The sequence below is a fragment of the Martinezella tropici genome, assembly GCF_003287875.1.
Classification (GTDB): Bacteria; Pseudomonadota; Alphaproteobacteria; order Rhizobiales; family Rhizobiaceae; genus Rhizobium; species Rhizobium tropici_C.
Genome location: NZ_QMKK01000058.1, coordinates 41,365 through 62,384 on the forward strand (window position 1 = coordinate 41,365; position 21,020 = coordinate 62,384).

The 21,020-nt window shown below is 58.8% G+C and carries 17 protein-coding genes; 9 read left to right on the forward strand and 8 right to left on the reverse strand.

The window, feature by feature from the left end; genetic code table 11:
- Nucleotide 1 precedes the first annotated feature (1 nt).
- The 5 genes from DQ393_RS30550 to DQ393_RS30570 are packed head-to-tail and all read left to right on the forward strand — an operon-like array spanning nt 2 to nt 4,571.
- Nucleotides 2-997, forward strand: coding sequence for a sll0787 family AIR synthase-like protein (locus DQ393_RS30550; RefSeq protein WP_112345440.1), 996 nt, complete (start codon nt 2-4; stop codon nt 995-997).
- Complete coding sequence (locus tag DQ393_RS30555; protein ID WP_112345441.1) at nt 994-2,148, forward strand: MSMEG_0565 family glycosyltransferase; 1,155 nt, start codon at nt 994-996, stop codon at nt 2,146-2,148. The genes DQ393_RS30550 and DQ393_RS30555 overlap by 4 nt, the downstream gene beginning before the upstream one ends.
- Nucleotides 2,141-2,428 (forward strand): MSMEG_0570 family nitrogen starvation response protein, encoded by a 288-nt coding sequence (locus DQ393_RS30560; RefSeq protein ID WP_112345442.1) that lies wholly within the window; start codon nt 2,141-2,143, stop codon nt 2,426-2,428. Before DQ393_RS30555 ends, DQ393_RS30560 begins: the two co-directional genes overlap by 8 nt.
- A gap of 12 nt (nt 2,429-2,440) precedes the next feature.
- Complete coding sequence (locus DQ393_RS30565; RefSeq protein ID WP_112345443.1) at nt 2,441-3,721, forward strand: MSMEG_0569 family flavin-dependent oxidoreductase; 1,281 nt, start codon at nt 2,441-2,443, stop codon at nt 3,719-3,721.
- 4 nt (nt 3,722-3,725) lie between these two features.
- Nucleotides 3,726-4,571: a Pnap_2097 family protein gene (locus tag DQ393_RS30570; protein WP_181592452.1), complete on the forward strand. Its 846-nt coding sequence runs from the start codon at nt 3,726-3,728 to the stop codon at nt 4,569-4,571.
- 216 nt (nt 4,572-4,787) lie between these two features.
- Here DQ393_RS30570 and DQ393_RS30575 read toward each other — a convergent pair whose 3' ends face one another.
- Complete coding sequence (locus DQ393_RS30575; protein ID WP_348628034.1) at nt 4,788-6,068, reverse strand: ATP-binding protein; 1,281 nt, start codon at nt 6,066-6,068, stop codon at nt 4,788-4,790.
- A gap of 64 nt (nt 6,069-6,132) precedes the next feature.
- Nucleotides 6,133-6,879, reverse strand: coding sequence for a response regulator transcription factor (locus tag DQ393_RS30580; RefSeq protein WP_112345446.1), 747 nt, complete (start codon nt 6,877-6,879; stop codon nt 6,133-6,135).
- A 358-nt stretch (nt 6,880-7,237) separates the two neighbouring features.
- On the opposite strand from DQ393_RS30580, the gene DQ393_RS30585 reads away from it, so the two are divergent.
- The 3 genes from DQ393_RS30585 to DQ393_RS30595 all read left to right on the forward strand — a co-directional run bounded on the left by DQ393_RS30585 (nt 7,238) and on the right by DQ393_RS30595 (nt 12,369).
- Entirely contained in the window at nt 7,238-8,317 is a 1,080-nt protein-coding gene (locus DQ393_RS30585; protein ID WP_245430513.1) for an efflux RND transporter periplasmic adaptor subunit, read from the forward strand.
- Nucleotides 8,314-11,415: an efflux RND transporter permease subunit gene (locus tag DQ393_RS30590; protein WP_112345447.1), complete on the forward strand. Its 3,102-nt coding sequence runs from the start codon at nt 8,314-8,316 to the stop codon at nt 11,413-11,415. Before DQ393_RS30585 ends, DQ393_RS30590 begins: the two co-directional genes overlap by 4 nt.
- 153 nt (nt 11,416-11,568) lie before the next feature.
- Entirely contained in the window at nt 11,569-12,369 is an 801-nt protein-coding gene (locus DQ393_RS30595; protein WP_112345476.1) for a DUF3313 domain-containing protein, read from the forward strand.
- A gap of 622 nt (nt 12,370-12,991) precedes the next feature.
- Here DQ393_RS30595 and DQ393_RS30605 read toward each other — a convergent pair.
- From DQ393_RS30605 to DQ393_RS30630, 6 genes are all read right to left on the reverse strand, one after another.
- Entirely contained in the window at nt 12,992-14,704 is a 1,713-nt protein-coding gene (locus tag DQ393_RS30605; RefSeq protein WP_112345449.1) for a thiamine pyrophosphate-requiring protein, read from the reverse strand.
- A gap of 23 nt (nt 14,705-14,727) precedes the next feature.
- Nucleotides 14,728-16,026, reverse strand: coding sequence for a TRAP transporter large permease (locus DQ393_RS30610; protein ID WP_112345450.1), 1,299 nt, complete (start codon nt 16,024-16,026; stop codon nt 14,728-14,730).
- 4 nt (nt 16,027-16,030) lie between these two features.
- The gene (locus DQ393_RS30615) at nt 16,031-16,585 is read right to left on the reverse strand and encodes a TRAP transporter small permease (RefSeq protein ID WP_112345477.1); all 555 of its coding nucleotides are present in this window, start codon (nt 16,583-16,585) and stop codon (nt 16,031-16,033) included.
- Between the two features lie 61 nt (nt 16,586-16,646).
- Nucleotides 16,647-17,690: a TRAP transporter substrate-binding protein gene (locus DQ393_RS30620; protein ID WP_112345478.1), complete on the reverse strand. Its 1,044-nt coding sequence runs from the start codon at nt 17,688-17,690 to the stop codon at nt 16,647-16,649.
- 125 nt (nt 17,691-17,815) lie between these two features.
- Entirely contained in the window at nt 17,816-18,304 is a 489-nt protein-coding gene (locus DQ393_RS30625) for a MarR family winged helix-turn-helix transcriptional regulator (RefSeq protein ID WP_112345451.1), read from the reverse strand.
- 20 nt (nt 18,305-18,324) lie between these two features.
- The gene (locus DQ393_RS30630) at nt 18,325-19,773 is read right to left on the reverse strand and encodes an aldehyde dehydrogenase (RefSeq protein WP_112345452.1); all 1,449 of its coding nucleotides are present in this window, start codon (nt 19,771-19,773) and stop codon (nt 18,325-18,327) included.
- A gap of 245 nt (nt 19,774-20,018) precedes the next feature.
- Between DQ393_RS30630 and DQ393_RS30635 the strand changes: the two genes are divergently transcribed.
- On the forward strand, nt 20,019-20,942 hold the full coding sequence (locus DQ393_RS30635) for a ketopantoate reductase family protein (RefSeq protein WP_146759006.1): 924 nt from the start codon (nt 20,019-20,021) through the stop codon (nt 20,940-20,942).
- The last annotated feature ends 78 nt before the right edge of the window (nt 20,943-21,020 follow it).

Here is a 21,020-nt window from a genome sequence, read left to right on the forward strand (position 1 = left end):
CATGGCGATCGATGTCACGGCACTCGCCGCCAAACTTGCCGCCTCTTCCGGCATCGCCGCTAAGGCGGACATCGGTCCGGTTGCCGCCGGTCTGGGATTGGGGGGCCAGCCAGTCGCCGTCGGAGATGACTGTGCCGCCCTGCCCGATGGCGACGGCTATCTCCTCTTCGCCATCGAAGGCTTCATCAATGAATTCGTCGCAGCCGATCCGTGGTTTGCCGGCTGGTGCGGGGTGATGGTCAATATTTCCGACGTCGTCGCCATGGGCGGCCGACCGGTTGCCGTGGTCGATGCGGTCTGGGCGAATGGCGAGGTGAATGCCTCTCCGGTACTGGAAGGAATGCGCGCTGCGGCCGCCGCCTATGGCGTGCCCATCGTCGGTGGCCATACCAATATCCGCACCGACCGCCACCAGCTTTCTGTGGCGATCCTCGGCCGAGCGAAAAAGCTGCTGACGAGTTTCGATGCTAAGCCGGGCGACATCCTGCTCGCCGCCGTCGATCATCGCGGCCGTTATCGCGAGCCGTTCAACAACTGGGAGGCAGCAACCGACGCGCCGCCTGGGCGGCTGCGTGGCGACCTCGAAATCATGGCCGGGATTGCTGAAGCCGAACTGGCTTTCGCTGCGAAGGATATCAGCCAGGGCGGCATACCCGGCACGGCGATCATGCTGGCGGAGTGCTCCGGGGTCGGCATCGATATCGATCTGACGGCCATCCCGCTGCCGGAAAGCGTCGCGCTGGAGCGCTGGCTGTCGACGTTTCCGAGTTACGGCTACCTCCTGTCGGTCGCGCCCGCGAATCTGGAAGCCGTCCTCAAAACCTTCACCGCGCGCGGCATCGTCGCCGCCGCTATCGGCACGGTCAATGCCGGCAGCGAGGTCGCCATCAGCGCCGATGGCAACCGCGCGGTCATCCGCGACCATGCCAGGGTGCCGCTCCTGGGCCTTGGACCGGCAGCCGCCGACGAAAGACGAGAACGGGAGGATGCTGCATGAACCGTCCTCTGCGCATCGCCATGCTCGCCCATTCGACCAATCCGCGCGGCGGCGTTGTCCACGCCATGCAGCTTTCCGAGGCACTGACGGCGCTGGGCCATGACGTCGTCCTGCACGCTCCCGATTCCAAAGGAAACGGTTTTTTCCGCAAGGCGGAATGTGGCGCGATGCCGTTTCCCGTCGGCCCCACCGTCTCCGACGTGACCGCCATGGTAGAACAGCGGATCGCAGACTATGTGCGGCATTTCGAAAAGCCGGCAGCGCGCGCATTCGACGTCTTCCACGCCCATGACGGCATTTCCGGCAATGCGATGGCGGTGCTGAAGCAACGTGGCTTCATCCGACGATATGCACGAACCGTCCACCATGTCGATCAGTTCGCCGATCCGCGGCTGATGGAATTGCAGGACCGTTCCGTCGATGAGGCCGCCCTCTTCTTCACCGTCAGCGCCAAGTGGCAGCACTATCTGGAGGGAAAAGGAAAATCGGCATCCGTCGTCGGCAACGGCGTCGATACCACACGTTATTCGCCGAACTGGAGCGGGGAGCAGACGGCACTGAGGGATCGTCTCAAACTTCCCGCAGGCCCCTTATTCCTCAGTATCGGTGGGGTGGAAGCCCGCAAGAACACGATCGGTATCCTCGATGCCTTCCGGCAATTGCGCGCCGTACAGCCGGAAGCGCAGCTGGTGATCGCCGGCGGCGCGTCGCTGCTGGACCACGGGGGTTACCAGGATGAATTCCGCTCTGAACTGGCGCTGCTGCGCGAACATGCCTCCGCCGTCCACCTCATCGGCCCGGTCGCCGACGAGGACATGCCGAACCTTTACCGTCTCGCGGATGCGCTGGTCTTCCCCTCGCTGAACGAGGGCTTCGGGCTCGTGGTTCTGGAGGCGATGGCGAGCGGCGTGCCAGTTATCGTCTCGTCGATCGCGCCGTTCACCGAATATCTCGCCGGCGACGATGTCATCTGGTGCGACCCGCGTCATTCGGCCTCGATCGCCGAAGCCATGGCGCTGGCCCTCGTCCCGCAAATCCGCAACCGCGTCATCCCGCGAGGGCTGGACGTGGCCGGCCGGTTTTCCTGGCGGCGTGTCGCCGAAGCCCACCTTGTCGCATACGCAACCTTGAAGGAGACTACCGATGCCTGAAATGCGCTTTGTCATAACGTGGCCCGATGGTCAGGAAGAGAGCTGCTACTCTCCTTCGCTGATCATCCGTGAGTTTTTCACCGAAGGAGAAAGCTATCCGGTGGCGGATTTCGTCGACCGCAGCCGCAAGGCTCTCAAGATCGCAAGCGATCGGGTGGAGGCGAAGTACGGGTTCGCCTGTTCGTCCGCGAACGACCAGCTTGCCCGCATAGAAAGTGCCGCCGAACCCTTCCTGAAGGACGCGGGCGCCCGCGTCCGCTGCGATACCTTTATTCTCTGAGAGGATCAGTCGATGCCCCATAATCTCAAGCAGCATTATTCTGCAGTTGTCGTCGGTGGAGGTCAGGCCGGGCTTTCCGCCAGTCATTACCTCAAGAAACACGGCATCGATCACGTCGTCTTCGAGAAGAAGACCATCACTCACAAATGGAAGGACGAACGTTGGGATGCATTCTGCCTGGTGACGCCGAACTGGCAATGCCAGCTTCCCGACCACCCGTATGACGGGGACGATCCGCATGGCTTCATGGTCAAGGACGAGATAATCGCCTATGTCGAGCGCTTCATCAAAAAGGTCGATGCGCCGGTCGTTGAGAATACCACCGTTAGATTGGTCGAACGTATGCCACACGGCGCGTTCAGCGTCGAAACATCGGCAGGGACCGTGACGGCGGACAGCGTCGTGCTAGCGACCAGCCTTTATGCTCGGCCGGCAATCCCGCGCGCCGCCGAGCGGCTGCCGGACGAGATCCTGCAGCTTCACACAGTCGATTATCGCAATCCGCAGCAACTGCCGGAAGGCGCGGTGATCGTCGTTGGCTCCGGCCAGTCCGGCTGCCAGATCGCCGAGGACCTGCATCTCGCCGGTCGCAAAGTGCACATGGTCACCGGCAACGCACCGCGATGCGCCCGTTTCTATCGCGGCCGGGACGTCGTCGACTGGCTCTCGGATGTTGGGCAATACGAGATCACCGTCGAACATGACGGGATGACCAAGAAGAAGCACGATACCAACCACTACCTCACTGGCCGTGACGGCGGGCGCGATCTCGACCTCAGGAAATTCGCGCTTGAGGGGATGAAGCTGTACGGCCGGATGGAGGGCGTGTCTGGCGGCAAGATGCTGTTTGCGCCGAACCTCAAGGCCAATCTCGATAATGCCGACCGGGTCTATAATGGCATCAACGCCCTGATCGACAAGCATATCGCCGCCCATAACATCGATGCGCCACCGGCCAGCGTCTATTCTCCCCTATGGGAACCGGCGTCGGAACCGGCGGAACTCGACCTTGCCGCCGAAGGCATCTCGTCCGTCATCTGGGCTACGGGTTTCACACCGGACTGGTCCTATGTCGGACTGCCGATCTTCGATGGCACCGGCTATCCAGTCCAGCGACGCGGTGTGACGGGTATAGACGGTGTCTATGTGCTCGGCCTGCCATGGCTCTGGACCTGGGGCTCGGGTCGCTTTCTGGCGGTGGGCAAGGATGCGGAACACGTGGTCGGCCACCTGGCGGGCTACCTTGAGAGGGCCGACGAGAAGTCCTTCAGACAAACCGCGACGGGTCGATGATCAGATGAGTGTCGCATTTCTCAATACCTCGACGAAAACGTCCGCCAAGCGCGAGCTGATGGAGCGCGCGCTTGATCCCCATATCCTTCTCGGCATGCCGCATCTCAATCCTTTTGGCCTGTCCGAGACATGGCTGATGAAAGAGCTCGGACATCGCCACTGGCTGATGCTAGCGCAGCAAATGGACATGGAAGACGCCGACTTCCGGACGCCCGATGGACGCGAGGCATATGCCGCGATCTGTGCCACATCGCTTATGCAGGCGCGCCTTGAATTGGCCAGAGCCAACGATGTGCTGGTCGTTCATTCCTCTATGTCGCAAGTGTCTCGCACACAGCACGCCAGCATCCACTATGTGTCTATTGATGCCGGTATAATTGCTGTTGTCGAAATCCTGTCGGCGTTCGTTGCGAGAGAAACAGGCGGCGACAACCGATCGCTGACCAGGATGGGAGTGACCACGGGCCTGGCCCAGCCTCGCCTCTCCAATTCCCTTGCTGCAGCGGCAGCGGCGTTCCGGCGCGGTCAATCAGATGTTGTCTCCGATATCTCCCTAGCAGAGCTTAGGCTTTCCAGAACAATGATCATCCGTCCGAGTCTCCAAGAGGAATTCAACGGCGCGGGACTGCTCTATTTTGCAAATTTCCAGGCACTTGCCATGAGAGCGATCGAGGATACTCTGCCGCCGTCCCAACTGATGCGGCGCAACGTATTTTTCAACGGCAATATCAATCCCGGAGAGGCAATCGAACTCAAGGTTCGAAGTTCGGATGATAACGTCAGATGGATTGTCGAATTTTATCGAACAGACGGGTCAAGACTGGGCTTAGTCACAACGTGGTTTGCCTAGGTGTATTTACTAGGGTCGAGACCCATCGAAATCACTAGTGCCCGACAATGGGCATCTGGCGTTTCTCAGCCTCGTCGCTCTGCTCGACGAATTACACCGGGGAAGCCTCCGCTTCGTGCCTTAAAATCATCAGCGCTCTGTTGGCCGTCAAACGAATTTTTGCAACAGAACCATCCTGACAATATCCCGAACGAACCGCACCAATCCTAGGGCAGGTCAGATAGGCGTGTTGCTGAGGCTCGGACCGTGAGCCAGATTGGGAATCCTGAGCTCAGCGATGAGCCCTCCGGTCTCTCGGCGACACAATTGCGTCGTTCCTTTGTGTGACCGTGCAATGTCTGCGACGATTGAAAGCCCCAGTCCGAAACCTGCGTCGGAATCTTTTCGTGCGGCGTCTACCTTGAAGAACGGTTCGAAGACTTTTTCGCGCAGGCTATCGGGAATGCCTGGGCCGTCATCAATCACGCGGATCGTAAAACCTTCGGCTTCCCCGATGAGTTGCACATCGACTTGCTGCGCAAACTTCACGGCATTGGCGCAGAGGTTGGTCACGGCGCGTGTGATGGAGGTGGGACGGCAATGGGCGATCAGCTTGTTAGGCCCGGCATAACTTATCTTGAACCCGACGTCGGAAAAGTCGCTGCACACCGTCTGCAGAATGCTGGCCACATCGACACGCTCAATCTCTTCGGTTGCATAGTCATCGCGCAGGTAATTGAGGCTTTCGGTCAGAAGCTTGTCTATATGGTCTATATCGGCCAGTAGCATCTCCCGCACGCTGTTGTCCTCCATTCGTTCGGTGCGCAATCTAAGCCTCGTCAGCGGCGTTCTGACATCATGACTGATCCCGCGCAGCATGCGCGTGCGCGCTTCGACCATGGTTTGGATGCGGTTGTGCATTCCATTCAACGCTCTTGCGAGCGATGTGATCTCGATCGAACCACGCTCTTCGAATATTTGGGACCCATCGTTGATATCGGCTTCTATCGCCGCCTTCGAGATCCTCTTAATCGGCTCGGTTACAGTCTTTATCGCAAAGACAAAGAAGAAGGTGATCAATGTAATAACTGCGGTAAAGTAATAAAAGCCTTGAGTCAGGAACGTGGTCGTCAAAATCGCATCCGGAAAGCCAAAGAAGAGAAGCATAGTGTCATCGTCGACGCTTTCCGCGATGACGCGGCGGCCATCCTTGAAGGCGCGCCATCCGCCAAGCGGCGGATCGCCATCGGGCGGGAATAGAAAGTCAACCGTCTTCTCCGCAATTCCCTGCATTTCCGGAGAGGTGGTAAAGCTCTCGACGACAGAATTTGGGGCCAGAGAGACGTCGAGCCCGGCGCGATGCGCGTTCTCCAGGATGATATTGCGCTCCGACGCCGGTGCATTGCTCAACAAGGTCGCGATCGTCTTGACCTGTTCCGCAGCATTCTCGAGGTTCGGAACCGCGTAGCTGTCTCTGACGCGTTTTTCCAGCGTTCTTCCGCCGAAAATGACGACCACCAAAGCCGCGAGAATGATGACGATGATCTGTCCGCGAAGCGTCTTCGGCATGGTGAGCTGACGTCTAGGCATCAATTTCTTCCACGACTGCGGTGAATATATAACCACCGAGACGAACTGTTTTGAGAAGCACGGGATCTTTGGGGTCTGCCTCGATCTTCTGCCTCAGCCGGCTGATGTGAACATCGATGCTTCGTTCTACTGGTCCGGCAAGACCGGCATGGGTGACAGCCAGCAACTGTTCTCGTGTCAAAACGCGGCCCGGATTGGCGCAGAATGCCATAAGCAGATCGAATTCGTGGGTGGTCATCGCGACGCGCGCATTGCTAGGGTCATGAACCTGACGGCGAACGGGATCGACCCGCCAGCCATCAAACCGGAACTGACGCTTGCGGGGAGTGTCGCTTTTGCTGGGAGCGAGCCTTGCTCGCCGAAGCAGTGCCTTGATCCGTGCGGTCAATTCTCTCAAAATAAAGGGCTTCGTGACATAGTCGTCCGCGCCTATTTCCAGACCGATAATGCGGTCAATGTCACTGCTGACCGATGTCAGTATGAGGATCGGGATATCGCTCGACGCCCGCAATCTGCGGCAAATACTGAAGCCATCCTCGCCTGGAAGCATGACATCCAGCAAAACCAGGCTGAAATCCATCGCCCGCATCTTGGCATCCATGGTGGATCCATCGCCTGCGATTTCGACCAGCATACCCTGCTCGATCAGACTGACGCGCACCATATCGGCAATCTGGGCATCATCTTCAACCACAAGAATACGAGGCGTCTCCAGCCCTGTTCGTCCGTTCTGATCCATCGCATCCTCACCTTTGCCGGGCTCTGCCCTCGAGCCCAGTTCGATCTAGCATAGCAGTGCCGGTCATTCGGCGGCGTTAATATTAAGTTTTGTTTCAAACGCGGTGTCCGACCTCCTCTTCAGAAACAAAACTTAACACAACTCAATACATTGGACGCACACCATATGGGACATACCGATCGTGCGATCCGCTCCGCTCGGTCAGGACGCACGCCTGTCAAAATGGAGTGCTCATGTCCCCGCCCACCTCAATGAAGACTCGCCGTCCGGCGACAGCACGGCACGCAATGTCTCCTTGGCCATCTTCTGTGCCGGCCCTCGGTATCGAAATAGCATCCCTGAACCTGTCGGGGACGCCATGATGACGACCAATGCATTTATCTGCAGCATAGCAGCCGTCGCTGTCCTTCTCAGCGCCTGCTCCGACGAGGAGCAGCCAGCCAAAGCTCCCCGTCCGATTCGCGGTGTGGCCGTCAAATCGGAACTTCTCGGTGACACCTTCAGCCAAACGGGTGAGATCCGCCCTCGGTACGAAACGCCGATGAGCTTCAGACTCGACGGGCTCTTGGTGTCTCGCGTCGATAATGGCTCGGAAGTCAAGGCCGGGGATGTTATCGCATCAATCGACAAGACACCGGCCCTCAACAACGTCGCATCTGCCAAAGCGCAGCTCGATGCAGCGACCTCGGACGTATCGATCGCCGAGCTCACGGCGAGGCGCAACTGGGAGCTCTTTTCCAAGAATGCCGTTTCGCGGGCACAGGTGCAGCAAGGAGATGCCAATCTTCAGGCCGCCAAGGCGAAGTTTCAAGTCGCATCCGCATCGCTCGCCAATGCCGAACAGGCACTTTCCTACACTGAGCTGCAGGCAGGTAGGGACGGCATCATATCCGGGGTCTCCGCCAGTATCGGACAGGTCGTCTCCGCAGGTCAGACAATCCTGACGCTTAGCTCCAACACCGAGCTCGACGCTGTCTTCGACGTACCGGAACAACTTCTCAGCGAGGACCTCGCCAACAGCGACGTCGGCATCAGCCTGGTCTCGGATCCCACGACAACCGCAACCGGCAAGGTGCGCGAAGTGACTCCAATGGCAGATACCGCAACACGCACCTACCGAGTTAAGATCGGGCTGCAGGTTCGCTCCGATCAATTCCCGCTCGGCGCCGCAATCAACGGCAGGGTCATTCTGTCGGCAAAGCATCTTTTCAAGATCCCAGCCTCCGCCCTGACCAATGCCGGCGGGAAGCAGGCCGTGTTCGTATACAACGCCAATCAGAAATCTCTCCAGCTTCGTCCAGTGAAGATCGAGCGCTATGCGGACCACGACATGTATGTCTCGGACGGTTTGGCCGACGGCGAAATCGTCGCGACGGCTGGCGTCAGCAAGCTACGCGATGGCGAAGCTGTAACCGTAGAAGAGGACGCTCGGCCATGAACATAAAAACGTTTTCCGAGCAGGCGCGTTTCAATCTTTCAAAATGGGCAATCGATCACAAACCGGTCGTTATTTTTCTGATGCTCGCCACGTTGATCGCCGGTGCACTGAGCTACCAAAAGCTCTCGCGAAACGAAGACCCGCCCTTCACGATCAAGACCATGGTGGTCGGCGCGCGTTGGCCGGGCGCGAGCGTGAGCGACACCGTAAACCTCGTCACCGATAAGCTCGAAAAGAAGCTCTCCGAGACACCGCATGTCGACTATACCCAGAGTTATACACGACCGGGTCAGTCTGTCATCATGGTCAATCTGCGTGACGATACGCCGCCTGATCAGGTCGACGGCATCTGGTACACGGTTCGCAAGAAGATTTCCGATATTGCCGGCACGCTGCCGGAGGGTGTTCAGGGGCCGTTCTTCGACGACGAATTTGGAGATACGTTCGGCAGCATCTATGCATTCCGTGCTGAAGGCTTCACGCAGCGTGAGCTCAGGGATCGCGTCGAGGCAATCCGCCAGGAGGTGCTCGCTCTGCCGGATATTGGCAAGGTAAATATCCTGGGCACACAGGAAGAGCAGATCGTCATTCAATTCTCAACCAGCAGGCTGGCGAGCCTCGGTATCGACCCATCCGCAGCCATTGAAGCCATCAGGGCTCAAAACGCCGTCAACCCGGTGGGCACCATCGAAACCAGTGAAGAAAAGATCTCCGTCCGGGTTAGTGGCGCATTTGCCTCCGAGGACAATTTGAGGGATGTGACGCTAAAACTCGGTGGCCGCTATTTTCGCCTGGACTCGATTGCTGACATCTCACGCAGAATCGCGGATCCAGCAGCCGCAGCCGTGCGTGTCAATGGCAAGGAAACGATCGCGCTTGCGGTGTCGATGGCCAAGGACGGAAACCTCCTCGAATTCGGCAAGGCGTTGAATGAGCATATGGATGCGATTGCCGCCAAGCTTCCTTATGGCATCGAAATGAATAAGGTAGCGGACCAATCGACAGTTGTTCAGGACGCCGTCAATGGCTTCATGAAAGTCCTCATCGAAGCCATCGTCATCGTGCTCGGTGTATCGTTCCTATCGCTGGGCTGGCGTGCCGGCCTTGTGATCACGGCATCTATTCCACTCGTGCTCGCACTTACCTTCGTCGGCATGGAGATGACCGGCATCGGCCTGCAGCGCATCTCGCTCGGCGCCTTGATCATCGCTTTGGGGCTGTTGGTCGACGACGCTATGATAACAGTGGAAAGCATGATCTCCTGCCTCGAAAAGGGCAAATCCCGAACGGCCGCCGCAACGCATGCTTATGAGACGACCGCCTTTCCCATGCTGACAGGCACACTCGTCATGATTGCAGGCTTTCTTCCGATCGGGTTCGCAGCATCAAGCGCCGGGGAATATACGTTTTCCCTGTTCATGGTGGTGCTGATCGCACTTCTGTCCTCGTGGATGGTCGCGGTCTTGTTCTCGCCCATCCTCGGCACATGGATATTGCCGCGCAAAATCGCCCACGCTCACGATAAGATCAGCCCGACGGCGATCATCTTCCATAAGGTGGTCAAATGGACGATAAGGCATCGGATCATCACAATCGTCAGCGCGTCGACGGCACTTGCACTATCAGTCGCCGGCGCAGGTCAGCTGGAACAGCAATTCTTCCCATCGTCCGACAGGCCGGAACTGCTCGTCAGCCTGACCTTGCCTCAGAATGCGTCGCGTGAAGCAACCGACAGCCGCGCCCGCGAGCTTGAAGCCATTCTGAAAGCAGATCGCAACATCGATCACTTCACAACCTATGTCGGTTCGGGCTCCATTCGTTTCTATCTACCTATGGATCTCCAACTCGATAACGATAATGTCACTGAAACGGTAGTCGTCGCCAAAAGCGTCGAAAAAAGAGAGGCTGTACGCCGCCATATCGAGACAGTTCTCTCCCACCGCTTCTCTGATCTCGTGACGCGCGTTTCCCCACTCGAGCTGGGTCCGCCGGTGGGATGGCCGTTGAAGTTCAGAGTTTCGGGTCCAGATTACGAGCAGGTCCGACGTCTCTCGGCAAAAGTCGCGACGATCGTAGCCCAGCATCCCATGACGCGCGACATCAATCTCACCGCCGGCGAACCGCAGAAAACGGTGACGATCGACGTCAACCAAGTTCAGGCGCGTGCCTTGGGGATGAGCTCGGAATCGATCGCAGGCGAGGTCGCGGCAACCTATTCAGGGTCAAAGGTGACGACCGTAAGGGACAAGGACAAGCTGGTCGATGTCTTGGTCAAAGGTGCCGATGCCGAGCGCAAATCGGTTGCCGATATTGGCAATCTGCAACTACGAGCCAGCGATGGCGGCTATGTGCCGCTGCGCCAAGTGGCAACGATTGCCGATGGCATGGAAGATCCAATCATCTGGCGGCGCCAGGGCCAACCGATGATCGTCGTGCAGGCTGATGTCGACAAGACGGCCCAAGCGGCGACGGTTGCCGCCAAGGTCGACCAGCAGCTTGATGCTTTGCGCTCCGATCTTCCCATGGGCTATTCCATTACCGCAGGCGGCATCACGGAAGAGTCCGAGAAAGGCAACTCATCGATCCTCGCCATCATACCGATGATGTTGTTCGTCATTGCATTTCTTCTGATCGTCCAGTTGCAGAGCTTCTCTCGAATGGCGGTCGCACTGCTGATGGCGCCGTTCGGACTGATCGGCGTGGTCGCAGCCATGTTGCCCACGGGCACGCCCATGGGTTTTGTCGCGCAGCTCGGCGTCATCGCCCTATCGGGCATGATCATTCGAAACGCGGTCTTGCTGATCCAGGAGATTGACCAGAATGTTGCAAACGGCCTGGCTCCCCGCAAGGCGATCATTTCAGCCTCTCTTCATCGTGCCCGCCCGATCCTCTTGACTGCATGCGCTGCGATTCTCGGCATGATCCCGATCGCGACGGAAATCTTTTGGGGACCGATGGCCTTTGCAATTATCGGAGGGTTAGCCGTTGCAACGATCCTGACGTTGACGCTGTTGCCAGCGATCATGTCCCTTCTGCTCGCAAAGGAAGCGGCCCGGCCTCGCCCAGAGGAGGATCTTCAAGCTGAGCATCAGGCTTAGATCCACGAAACGCCAGGCAATCGACGCTTTACCTCACTTTCCCTACCGTAATCCGAATTGAAACAGGATTGTTTCTCTATGACGAAAATTTCGCCACTATCCTCTTTGGGTCGTGAAATCAGCTGGGCCACCCACCGCTTCCGGTTTTATAATATGGCACCGCTTCTTGTGACGATGATTTTAGCGAGCTGCAGCTCGGTGCCATTGACGAAGTCAGGTACGCTCAAATCCTACGATCAACTTGGCTCTGTCGAAGGAGTTCTAAGCAAATCCCGAAGCTTTGCCGACTCGCAGGTTCTGCTAGCCGCCAAGACCGTCAGCATTTCTCCAACCAGACTATCGCCGCAAGTCTATACGAAACTCCGCGACGAAAAAAATGGCGAACTCGTCGCGAATGTTCTCGACCGGACGTTGTGCATCGATTTGAGCGACAAGTTCCGTGTTGTCAGCCCCGAAAAAGGAGCAGATTTGAACATCCAAGCTGTCATCACGGACATCGTACCGACGCAGAAAGTCGCCGCCGGCGTATCGGAAGCAGTAACCTTGGGGAGTTCGGTAGTTCTCCCAGTGGGTGTTCCGCGTCTTCCAATCGGGCTGGGCGGGCTTGCGGTCGAAGCGGAAGCGATCGACTCTAACGGCACACAACGAGCCGCTATTATCTGGTCGCGTGGCGCTAATTCGATAACAAACAGCCCTCGAATATCCGAGATTGGCGATGCTTATGGTCTGGCATCATCCTTCTCCGACCAGTTCGCCCAGCTGCTATCCAAGGGAAAAAAGCCTCAAGGCCTCAACCTCTCCATTCCCTCGCCTCAGAAATTAAGCTCGCGGCTCGGCGGCACACCAAAATATTCGGCATGTACTGCTTTCGGTAAAGGAACCGGGTTGGCAGGAGCGTTTGGAAATTTGCTGGGGGCGCCGCCGTCTTGGACGGATAAATCAGCCGGCCTATAGCGCCAGCAGGGGGCGATCCGCATACCGTCACCAACGCACGTCACGGCTGAACACTCGCCCTCAAACAACCTCCGTTAAGTCGAGCCATTCGACAAATGGTCTCCTCTCGCACCTCGATGACCTGTTCAATGCCCGATATGCTGCCAATAATAAAGCGGCGGCGTCGAGTGATGATGACACGCATGCGGCTCGCAACTTCCCAGCAGATCGCCGGGAATGTCGCGATGATCGTGCTTGCGTTCTGAGCGCCTACCTTGCCGCCGTTTGGGAGATATCAACCGACAAGAACGACTTCATGTCCAACATCTCGGCGCAGTCTTTCACTCAAGGGAAGCCGTCAAACACTTCAGCGATCTGCGGCTCTTTCTACGCTCTTGAATGAATATGAAGCGGCGACGCGAAGATTGCCGATCGCGCTACCTTCTTCTGAATTGCGGCCAGAACTATTGCGCTGGGGCTTGGTTAGCAGCACTTTTGCGAGGGTTGAGGTGCCGTAGCCATACCTCAATCATGAGGTCACCCGAGGTATATACTTGCAAAATCATCATGGCTCCTCTTTTCGGGGGCTCGGTATTTTCCGACAGGGCCGTCCGCGTATATACACGAACGGCCCTATTGATCGTCATGACGCGATCCTGATTTCCACCAGAGCCTGTCTTTTATTCACCATGACCTGCTCGATGGCCGCTTTCAGCGTTGGCAGCAGATCGTCAGCTTCCGCCACCTTTGCCGTCCAGGCGCGGCTTGCGGCGGCGACCTGCGTGAAATCCGGCGACGGCGAGAGCGAGACGAGCGGCATGGCGTTCGACTTTGCCGCATACCCGTCCGGATAGATGCCGAGCACCGATTGGCGTACCGCGCCCCACTCGGAATTGTTCAAGACGAGGATGAGAAGCGGAATGCCGGCCGCTTCCGCAATCTGGTGGCAGGCAACGGGGTTGGAGAACATGTAGGAGCCATCGCCCATCGTGGCGATGATCAGCCTGTCCTGCCGCGCTAGCTTCATGCCCAGCGCTGCCGGGAAACACCAGCCGAGCCCGCCCGAATGAGGTTCCTGATACCAGGTGTCGGGTGCTTGCAGGGTCAGCTCCTCCAGCGGCGCGCCGAGTTCGGACAGGATAGCGGCGTCCCTACCCTCGATCGCCTTGGAGAGGCAGGCGCTGACGAAGCCTTTGGACATGACCGGACCTCGGCCTGCTTCCGCACGCTCCAGAACGATAGCGCGCCGCTCCGCCGCAGCACCTGCGACCTCGGCACGCCGCGCATCGCGCGATTTTACCGTTGTCGGCAGCAACATCGAAGCAGCAGCGGCAAGTTCGACGATCACCTCGGCCGTGTCGCCAACAAGGGCGAGGTCACAGGGAAAGTTGCGCACCGGGAAGCGTGAATAAAGCGGGTCTTGCCCGATATGAACGACCTTGCAGTCCGGCTCGAGCGAATGAATGTCCGGCGACCATGGCGCAAGGCTGTCGATCACCAGCACGAGATCGGCCTTGGCAAGCCATTCGGCCGGATCGCCGCCCACGGCCATAGGATGGTCGGTCGGTGCGGCAAGTTGGATCGCCCAATATTGGCAAATCGGAATACCCCACTCCTCGGCGAGGCGCGATAGGGTCTCGAAACCTTCCGCCGAGCCTGCACCGCGCTGTGCGATGATCAAGGGGGCCTTGGCTTCGCTCAGCAGTTTCGCGGCTGCGTCGATATCGGCGCGGCGCGGCCCAGCGCTCGCGGCCGCAATCGTCGCCCGGCCTTCGAGCTCGTCCGACGGGCAAGGCTCACAGAGAACTTCGCGCGGCAGGCTCAGATAAACCGGCCCACGTGGGGTGGAATTGGCGATGGCAAAGGCCCGGTCGACGATGTCGACGGCCTGTTCGGGAAATTTCAGCTCGTAGTCCCATTTGACCGATTCGCGGATCATGGCGGCCTGGTCACGCATTTCCTGACCCCAGCCGATCGGTACCGTCCGGGCGCCGAGACGACCCTTTTCGACGACGGGCGTGCGGCCGGAAAAGACGAGCATGGGAACATGCTCGGTCGCCGCGTTGATCGCACCAATAACGCAATTGGCAAGGCCGACATTGGTATGCGCCATGACTGCCTGTGCGCGTCCCGTCGCCAGATAGTAGCCGTGCGCCATGCCCATGGCCGCGTTTTCATGCGGGATGACGATGGCCTTCGGTAGCGGGATCTGCTTGGCCGAAGCTTCTGCCAGACCCTCGATGATCGGCGGGAAATCCGTTCCGGAATTGGCGAAAATGTAATCGACGCCCACCGCCTTCAGGCGCGCAAGCAAAGCGCCGCCGGCCGTTATCGTTGGAGCCTTTTCGTCCGTCATGAATGTTACTCGCTTTCAGTATGTTAGAGGTGGCTGGGAAGCCAGGTCGCAAGGATCGGGAAGGCAATGAGGAGCGCCAACCGGACGAGATCGGTGACGATGAAGGGAGCAACGCCTTTGAAGATTTTCGAGAAGCTTAGCTCCGGCACGACGCTCTTGATGACGAAGACATTCATGCCCACCGGCGGATGAATGAGCCCGAGTTCCACGGTCATGACAATAATGACAGCAAACCAGATCGGATCGAACCCGAGCGACAGAATGACCGGATAGACGATCGGAACCGTCAGGATGATCATCGCCATGGCATCCATAAGGCAGCCAAGGACGATGTACATCAACAGGATCAGCAAGAGTACGCCATAGGGATTCAAGCCAAGCCCGGTCAGGAATGCCGTTACCTTCTGTGGCGTACCGGTAATCGTAAGGAAATAGCCGAAGATCAATGCACCGATGAGGACGGTGAAAACGGCTGCGGCCGTGCGCGTCGCCTGCAAAAGCGACGTCAGGATCTGGCGCCGCCCGAGCTTGCGGCGGAGAACCCCGATGATGAACGCACCGCCAGCACCGACGCCACCGGCCTCTGTGGGTGTGAAGAGACCGCCATAGAGACCGCCGATCACGAACAGGAAAAGAGCGAGCGGTGCCCAGATGTCCTTGATCGCCTGGAGGCGCTCGCTCCACGAGCTTTTGGCCGCCGCCGGCAGCAGGTTGGGACGTACAGCGCCTAAAATGACGATGGTCGTCATATACATGAGGACGGCGATTATTCCCGGAATCAGGCCCGCCATGAACAGCTTGCTGATATCCTGCTCGGTGATGATTCCGTAGACGACGAGCACCGTCGAAGGCGGAAACATCGCGCCGAGCGTCCCGCCGGCTGCGATCGTCCCCGCGGCGAAGGAGTCCGGATATTTCAGCCGCCGCATCTCGGGATAGGCGACGGTGGAGAAGGTTGCAGCGGTGGCAACCGATGAGCCGGAAATGGCGGCAAAGCCACCGCAGGCAAGGATCGTGGCCAGTCCCAGGCCACCTTTCAGATGGCCAATGAGCGTGTTGGCGGCGCGGAACAGTTCCCGGCTCATGCCGGAATTCGAAACGAACGCCCCCATCAGCAGGAACATGGGGATGACGCCGAAGGTGTAGTCGGTGACGGTGCGCATCGACGTCTGACCGATCAGCTTCAGCGCCGGGCCGAATCCGGCGAGAAGGCCGAAGCCCGCTACACCGACAAGGCCCATGGCCATGCCGACGGGAACGCGTAGCAGCATCAGCGCGAAGAGAACGACAAATCCGGAAACGGCGACAAGGTTCTGTGTCATAAGCTTATTCCACCGGATCGTTGACGTGCTCTTCATTCACGCGGTGCGGGTAAAAGACGAGGCGGAACGTGCGCACGGCAATCAGCAGCACGGCGGCGACGTCGCCAAGCCAGGCAACGAGAAAGAAGGGCCAGGTGGGGAGCTGCAGATCGTAGGTCAGGACATGCTGCGCGCGGGTCTGGACGACCTTGTCGAACAGCATGATGGTTTGCACCGTTACGACGAGGAGCAGGACGAGTGTGGCGAAGATGTCGATCGCCCGTTTGTATTTCAGGCTGACATTTTCCCAGACGAGATCGACCGTGATATGCGCGCCCCGATAGCTGGTGGCGGCAATCCCCCAAAAGATGAGGATACCCAGGAACAGGCGTCCGAAGTCATAACCATCTGGAATCGAATAGGAAAAGAAATAGCGCAGCATGACCGAAATGAAGATGTCCGCGGCGACAAGTCCGACAAATCCGGCGGCGATCCATTCAATCCCGGCGATGAAACGATCCATGCCGTTTTGCGGCGCCTGGATGGCAGGCGTTTGGCCTTCTGTTATTTCAGGCGTCATGGCTTCCTCCCATTTGCCCTGAGCGATGGACCGGCCCCGGACGGGACCGGCCAAACCAGCATCAGAAGGCGGCATTGTTGTTGGAAAGGCTTTTCTTCAGATCATCGAGTACTTGCTTAGGGTCGCCCCCCTTCGCGGTAACCTGCTTTTCCCAGCTGCTCTGCAGCGGAGCCACGGCCTTGCGCCACAAGTCGATCTGCTCCGGCGTCAGTTCCACGACTTCATGGCCGGAAGCCGCCTTCATGCGTGCGCGGCCGGCATGCTCAAACGCGGTCCAAGCGGAGGAGAGCTTTACGGCCCATTCCGTGTTGCAATGGGCGTCGAATACTTTCTTCTGCTCGGGCGAGGCGTTGTCGTAGACATCTTTGTTCATCGACCAGGTGTAGGCGGTCGTATAAAGCGGGACGTCGAGCGTGTATCTCGTCACCTTGTCGATGCCGAACAGGAAGACTGAGTTCCATGGGAACGTGATGGCGTCGGCAATGCCGCGCTCCAGCGCGTCACGTGATTCCGGCGCGGAGGCCTGAATATTGGTGCCGCCGAGAAGCGTCACCATTTCGCCTATGGTCTGTTGCGCGGGGCGGACTTTCAGACCCTTCAGGTCGCTGGGTAGAACGATCTTCTTGACCGAGTGCAGGCTGCCCGGATCATGCACGAAGGCGAGGCAGAAATGCGTATCCGCCATCTCCTTGTCGGCATATTTGCGATACCAGCTATCGACCGCGGCCGTGCCGCCCTCAGCATTCGCGATTGTGAAGGGAAGCTGGGCAGCATTGATCAGCGGGAACCGGCCCGGCTGATAGCCGGGGCTGACATAACCGACATCGGCAATACCATCCCGCACCATGTCATAATGGTCGAATGCCTTGCCAAGCTGCTCGGCCGGAAAGATCGAGGCGGTAATCGTGCCACCGGAATCCTTGGCGATGCTGTCGGCCCAATCCTGCGCGGATTTCACGAGTGGATGCGTCGGCGGCACCCAGAGCGAAATCTTCAGGTTGATCGGATTGTCTGCGGCCGCCGTTGGCGAGACGGCGGCGCCAAAAATCGATCCAAGCCCCATCGCGGCAATTATGAGACCGCTTTTCAGAATTCTGTCGAACATGTCTTCCTCCTTGTTGAAGGCTGCAGGCAAGCCGCAACCGTTTCCGGCTCTCCTCAAAGCCGAATTGCGCGGGAAATCCCGGGGTTCGAAATGTCTTCCAATCGCCAGCGACGCTGCGAGCGACCTCAGCCTTTGCCCAGCGCGCCGACAATCCTTGCCAGGATCGCGATCAGGGCTTCCTTGTCCTTCCCGACGATCTCATCGAGGCGGCGGTCATGCTCGCGTGCGACGGCATGCAGCCGCTTATGCATTTTACGACCTTCGTCTGTGAGGCTGACACTGTAGCTGCGCTGATCGTTCGGGTTTTGTCGCCGTTCGATCAGGCCGCGAATGGCAAGCCCCTTCAGCGTCGAGGTCAAGGTCGAGCGGTCGCGACCGCAGACCCTGCTCAATTCCGAAGGGGTCAACTCGTCATATTCGGAGAGGATCGTCAGGATCGAATACCAGCCAGGCTTCAGGTCGCTCTTTTCAAGCATCGCGCTGAATGCCTGGAAAGAAACTTCCTGGGCCACGCGAAGGTGATAACCGACGACGTCCCTAAATGCCGTCGGGATGAGAACGTCGCTTTCGTTTTCGCTCGGCGAATCTTCGGCTGTTTTGGCTGATACTGTCACGATCGCTCTCCGTTGTGGCTTCAAAACGGGTAATGCTGTTGTGCGTCTTCCACCGTGATCCAACGCAGATCGGTGAATTCGGCAATCGCTGCACGTCCGCCGAAGCGGCCGTAACCTGAAGCCTTGACCCCACCAAACGGCATTTGGGCCTCGTCATGCACGGTCGGGCCGTTTATGTGGCAAATCCCGCTTTCAATTCGGCGGGCAACGGCCATGGCGCGCTCGACATTCCGGCTGAAGACGGCGGATGATAAGCCGTATTCCGTATCATTCGCGACGCGGATCGCCTCTTCATCGCCATTCACACGGATGACGCTTTTGGCCGGGCCGAAGGATTCTTCGGAATAGATGCGCATGTCGGGCGTGACGTGATCGACGAGCGTCGCCGCCATGATGGAACCATCATGCGTACCACCGGCAACGAGTGCCGCGCCTTTTGCGATAGCATCATCGACCATTTCCTGCACTCGCTCGGCTGCCTCGGGCGTGACGAGTGAGCCCAGAACGACGTGACCGCGCGGATCGCCGGCCGGAAGCGCCTTCGCCTTGGCCGCCAGTTTTTCAACGAAAGCATCTGCGATCTTCGCATCGACAATGATGCGCTCCGTCGACATGCAGATCTGGCCCTGGTTCATGTAGGCGCCGAAAGCGGCGGCGTTGACCGCCGCATCGAGATCGGCGTCATCGAGAACGAGGAAGGGCGCCTTGCCGCCGAGCTCGAGCAGAACCGGCTTGAGATGCTCGGCCGCAAGCTTGGCGATGATTTTGCCGACGCGGGTAGAACCCGTGAAGTTGATGCGCTTGACGGCCGGATGGGCGACCAGTGTCTCAACGACCTTGGCCGCATCGGCCGGCGCGTTGGTGACGACGTTGACGACGCCGTTAGGAAAGCCCGCTTCGCGCAATACCTGGCCAATGAGCCGATGGGTACCGGGGCACATTTCGGAGGCTTTCAGGATGACGGTGTTGCCACAGGCAAGCGGCATGGCGAGTGCACGCGTGCCGAGGATGACGGGAGCATTCCAGGGCGCGATGCCAACGCAGACACCGGCTGGCTGGCGGATGCCCATCGCAAGGGTGCCGGGTTTGTCGGACGGGATGATCTCGCCGGAAATCTGTGTCGTCATCGCTGCGGCCTCGCGCAGGATATTGGCGGCGAACATGGTGTTGAACCCGCCCCAGGGCGCGGTCGCACCCGTTTCGGCGGTCATCAGGCGGATGAATTCGCCCGCTTTGGAATCCATGATGTCGGCCGCCTTCAAGAGCAGCTTGCGGCGTTCGCCCGGCCCCGATGTTGACCATTGAGCGAAGGCCGCGGCGGCGGCAGCAGCCGCGGCATGGGCGTCGTCCGCCTGGCCGGCGGCCGCCTTGGTCGCGATCTCTCCGGTCACGGGATCGATGCGCTCATATACCCCGCCCGAAAGTGCTGCGCGGTCTTCATTGTCGATCAAAAGCTGAATGTTATCCATGATCCTCCTCCTCGGACGGCAAGGTCGCGTCGGTTGTAAACCGCCACGTTGCTCTGTGCAGATACGCCAGTCATTACGCTGTGCTTGTTCGCCCTGCCTCCTCTACGCCTGAAGCTTATCCAACCTGCATCAACCCCGCAAGATAGTTTGACATCAAAATATTTGACATCAAACTATCTTGATGTGAGCATTGCGCGACCAAATGCGGCTGAGGATGGAAAGCCGAAAACCACGGGAGGAAATGCGTGAAGATAGCCGTAATCGGGGCTGGAGCCATGGGGAGCCTTTTTGCCGGACGCTTGGCCGAGAGGGGCAACGAGGTCTCCTTGATCGAAGTCTCCGGCGTCATGATCGACGCCATCGAAGAGAAGGGGCTTCGGATGGCCGGCCTCTTTGGCGAGAAGGCCTATAGCCTGCCGATCGCTCCGGCGGATCATTATGCTGAGGCCTTCGAACTGTTGATCGTATTCACCAAGGGCATGTACACGACCGCCGCGATGGAAGCGGCGAAACACCTCCTCGGCCCGCAGACCTGGGTGCTCACCGTTCAAAACGGCATCGGCAATGTCGGGGCGATCGAGGCCTTCCTGGCACGAGATCGCATCGTCATGGGCATGACCAACTGGCCCTCGACGCTGATCGAACCCGGCCTGATCACTGTTCCCGGTGAAGGCGAGATCAAGGTATGGGCAGCGAACGGTCAGGCCTCCGCAAGACTGGAAGCGATCAGCCGCGCCTTGGACGAGGCGGGCCTCAACTGCAAGCTGGACCCAGGTGTCGAAGTGAGTATCTGGGAGAAGCTCGCCTTCAATTCAGCACTCAATTCACTGGCAGCAGTCACGGGATTGACGGTCGGCGAAATGGGCGACCGGCAGGAGGCCCGCGACATCGCTTTCGCGATCGTCGATGAGGTTGTCGCGGTTGCGAAGGCACGCGGCCTAGCCGTTGATGCCAACTACGTTCGCCAGTCGTTGGAACATGCCTTTGCCAATCACCGGCAGCACCAACCTTCGATGTTGCAGGATCGACTTGCCGGCCGGCGTATGGAAATCTCCACGATCACCGGGGCCGTCAGCAGGGCCGGCAAGACGCTCAACGTTGCAACACCTGTGACGACGACGTTTGCCAATCTGCTGACCATCTTTGACAATTCCGGCCCGGTCGCCTGAGACATCTCGGGCGGAGGCTTGTTGCGAGACCTGGACTTGCATTTCTGTTCTTGAAATAGAACCTGATTGGAATAGCGA

Bases quoted from the DNA above. Each gene is read 5' to 3' on its own strand.
- DQ393_RS30550 (WP_112345440.1), top strand. From the start codon at position 2: ATGGCGATCGATGTCACGGCACTCGCCGCCAAACTTGCCGCCTCTTCC.
- DQ393_RS30555 (WP_112345441.1), top strand. From the start codon at position 994: ATGAACCGTCCTCTGCGCATCGCCATGCTCGCCCATTCGACCAATCCG.
- DQ393_RS30560 (WP_112345442.1), top strand. From the start codon at position 2,141: ATGCCTGAAATGCGCTTTGTCATAACGTGGCCCGATGGTCAGGAAGAG.
- DQ393_RS30565 (WP_112345443.1), top strand. From the start codon at position 2,441: ATGCCCCATAATCTCAAGCAGCATTATTCTGCAGTTGTCGTCGGTGGA.
- DQ393_RS30570 (WP_181592452.1), top strand. From the start codon at position 3,726: ATGAGTGTCGCATTTCTCAATACCTCGACGAAAACGTCCGCCAAGCGC.
- DQ393_RS30580 (WP_112345446.1), bottom strand. From the start codon at position 6,879: ATGGATCAGAACGGACGAACAGGGCTGGAGACGCCTCGTATTCTTGTG.
- DQ393_RS30585 (WP_245430513.1), top strand. From the start codon at position 7,238: ATGATGACGACCAATGCATTTATCTGCAGCATAGCAGCCGTCGCTGTC.
- DQ393_RS30590 (WP_112345447.1), top strand. From the start codon at position 8,314: ATGAACATAAAAACGTTTTCCGAGCAGGCGCGTTTCAATCTTTCAAAA.
- DQ393_RS30595 (WP_112345476.1), top strand. From the start codon at position 11,569: ATGGCACCGCTTCTTGTGACGATGATTTTAGCGAGCTGCAGCTCGGTG.
- DQ393_RS30605 (WP_112345449.1), bottom strand. From the start codon at position 14,704: ATGACGGACGAAAAGGCTCCAACGATAACGGCCGGCGGCGCTTTGCTT.
- DQ393_RS30610 (WP_112345450.1), bottom strand. From the start codon at position 16,026: ATGACACAGAACCTTGTCGCCGTTTCCGGATTTGTCGTTCTCTTCGCG.
- DQ393_RS30615 (WP_112345477.1), bottom strand. From the start codon at position 16,585: ATGACGCCTGAAATAACAGAAGGCCAAACGCCTGCCATCCAGGCGCCG.
- DQ393_RS30620 (WP_112345478.1), bottom strand. From the start codon at position 17,690: ATGTTCGACAGAATTCTGAAAAGCGGTCTCATAATTGCCGCGATGGGG.
- DQ393_RS30630 (WP_112345452.1), bottom strand. From the start codon at position 19,773: ATGGATAACATTCAGCTTTTGATCGACAATGAAGACCGCGCAGCACTT.